This is a genomic window from Burkholderia reimsis (genome assembly GCF_003294055.1).
Taxonomy (GTDB): domain Bacteria; phylum Pseudomonadota; class Gammaproteobacteria; order Burkholderiales; family Burkholderiaceae; genus Burkholderia; species Burkholderia cepacia.
Map to the genome: position 1 here is coordinate 1 of NZ_QMFZ01000098.1, position 2,242 is coordinate 2,242.

Here is a 2,242-nt window from a genome sequence, read left to right on the forward strand (position 1 = left end):
ACGCCGAAGTAGTGTTCGAGCGTCGCGCGCAGTCCGTCCGGATTGCGCGACTCGCGCACGAGGTGCGCCGAGGCTGCGAGTCGCGCATGCGAGGGCAGGGGACGCTGCTGGATTTCGTTGACGTCCTGGCCAGCCAGGCTCGCGACGTAAAACGAAAACCGCTCGTCGTCCTTGCGGTCGAGTCCCGCCGCAGCTTGGCCCGATGCCCAGGCCCGATAGAACAGCGTGAAGTAGCGGTGATGGAAGATGTCGAAGAAGTCGACCGTCGTCGTATCGCGCCGGCTGTCCTCGCGATCCTTCGCGATCTCGGTGACGTGGATCGGCAGCGGTCCGTTGGGGCCGAGCATGCCAAGACCGAAGAGCCGCACCTGCAGCCGTCCCCCGGCTTCCTGAACGCTGGCAACTTCACGAGGCGCGAAGGCGAGACTCGGTTGCTGTCCGAGACGGAACGGCTCCGCCTGAGGCCGGCGCGCCGTGCCGACGGGATCGATCGTGGCGTTCGCACCGATGCGCCGCAGCAGCGACAGGAACCCGAATCGCCACGGCTCGGCCTGCAGGCGTTCGAGCAGTTCCGGCGAGAGCGTGCTGTCGCGCATCAGCGCGGGCAGGGTGGCACGCTTCATCAGAGGACTCCGCGCGTACCGGTGCGCACGGGCCACCGCGCGATCCGGCCACGCTGCATCGAGTGCAGCTCGGTCTGCGTAAAACTGTTGATCGACACGTGCCGCGCCAGCCAGTGTTCGAGAATGACGCCCAACAGATACGGACTCACGCCGGAGAAACCCGCTTCATCGACCGTCAATGCGCATTCGATGCCGCGACCGAACGTCATCGGGCCGGTACCTGGAAGCTTGCGCGTCACGGGGCGCGTTTGTACGCCGACGAGGCTCTCGACCTGCCGCAGGTGCCCGGTGTCCTCGTCCGGGAGGTACAGGCGCAACAGATCGCGCAGGCCCTGTCCCCCTTCACGGTGATCGAGATCCTCGAACGGCAGGTAGTTGAAGTTGAGCTGGCGGATCAGACGCCAGGCCATCTCGCGCTCAGCAAACGGCGCTTTGGGTGAGCTCGGCGCGCGAATGAGCCCGATGCTCTCGAGCGGCGCGGATTGCGCAGTCTCAAGGTCGCGCACGCCATCGCGCGGCACGAGCGTGGCGAGATCCCGGTTCGTGAGCAGCGCATCGACCGACAGGAAGCGGATGGCCTCGCCATATGGCGCTTCGTTCTGGTCGACGAGGGAGAGGAACACTTCGCTTCCGACATAGGGCGTGCGCGTACCGTAGCGGCGCGCCGAGTTGGACACGAGTCGCCGCTCGCGCCGCGTCGAGAAGTAGCGTCCGTGATTGCCTTCGTCGTTGTTCAGCGTCTGGTAGAGCGGGCGGAATTCCAGTTCGGTCGACGTGATTGCGACCTGTCCATACACCTTCCCGATGGAGAACACCTCATAGTCGAGCGGTGCGAGCCTCGCCGGCACCAGGTGGAATTCAGTCTCGCGCGGCGAGATTTCGACCTTGTCGGTGTGCTTCTTGAAGAGATTGATGACGGGTGTGCAGAAGAGCGCGAAGCGCGACGCATCGACGAGGTTCGCGAGCTGGCCCGGCGCGCGATCGAGCAGCACGACGATTTCGACCTCGCTGCCATCCACGCGGGACAGACCTTCGGCGAGACCGTTGAGCGCGAAGAACCAGAACCGTTCGGGACACGCGAAATACTCGTGCAACAGGTTGTGCCCGTGGAATTTCGTCCAGGTGAGCGGCAGCAGGTTCTGATCGGTCCGCAATCCCTCGTGTTCCACCGCATTGTGGGTGACGGCTGAGGGTGGCCGGCCCGATGCCCCGAATTCGCCAGGTGCGGCGATCACGGATGCGACGCTCGCGACATGCAGCAGTTCGAAGAGGTGCGAGGCAACCTGTTCGTCGCCAGCGAGATAGACGGGCAGCCGGTCCAGGCCCTTCAGGTCGGACACACGCACGTCGCCCATGGTGGCAAGCCTGAGCCGCAGCGCGCCGCGCACCTGCGTGCCCGCCGGTACGTAACGGTCCAGCGCCGGAATGTCGGGCGGAATGCCCGTCAGGCGCGCCTGGGTGATCGTGAGCGGCCAGAGTGTGACGTCCTGGCCGCTGGTGAACTGGCATGCGGTTTTTTCCCCATCGGGCACCCGTGCGGTGAACGACGTGCCGCGTGCGACGCGATAGCCTTCGACGAGATTGCCTTCGGTCCGGCCCGGATAGAGGCGCGCGACCGC

The 2,242-nt window shown here is 65.6% G+C and carries 2 protein-coding genes; both read right to left on the bottom strand.

What is annotated here, in order from left to right:
- The coding region (tssG, locus tag DPV79_RS41320) for a type VI secretion system baseplate subunit TssG (RefSeq protein WP_113048165.1) at window positions 1-623 on the bottom strand (623 nt) is incomplete at its 3' end.
- A partial coding sequence (gene tssF, locus DPV79_RS41325; protein WP_113048166.1) for a type VI secretion system baseplate subunit TssF occupies window positions 623-2,242 on the bottom strand: 1,620 nt, incomplete at its 5' end. The genes tssG and tssF, both read right to left, overlap by 1 nt.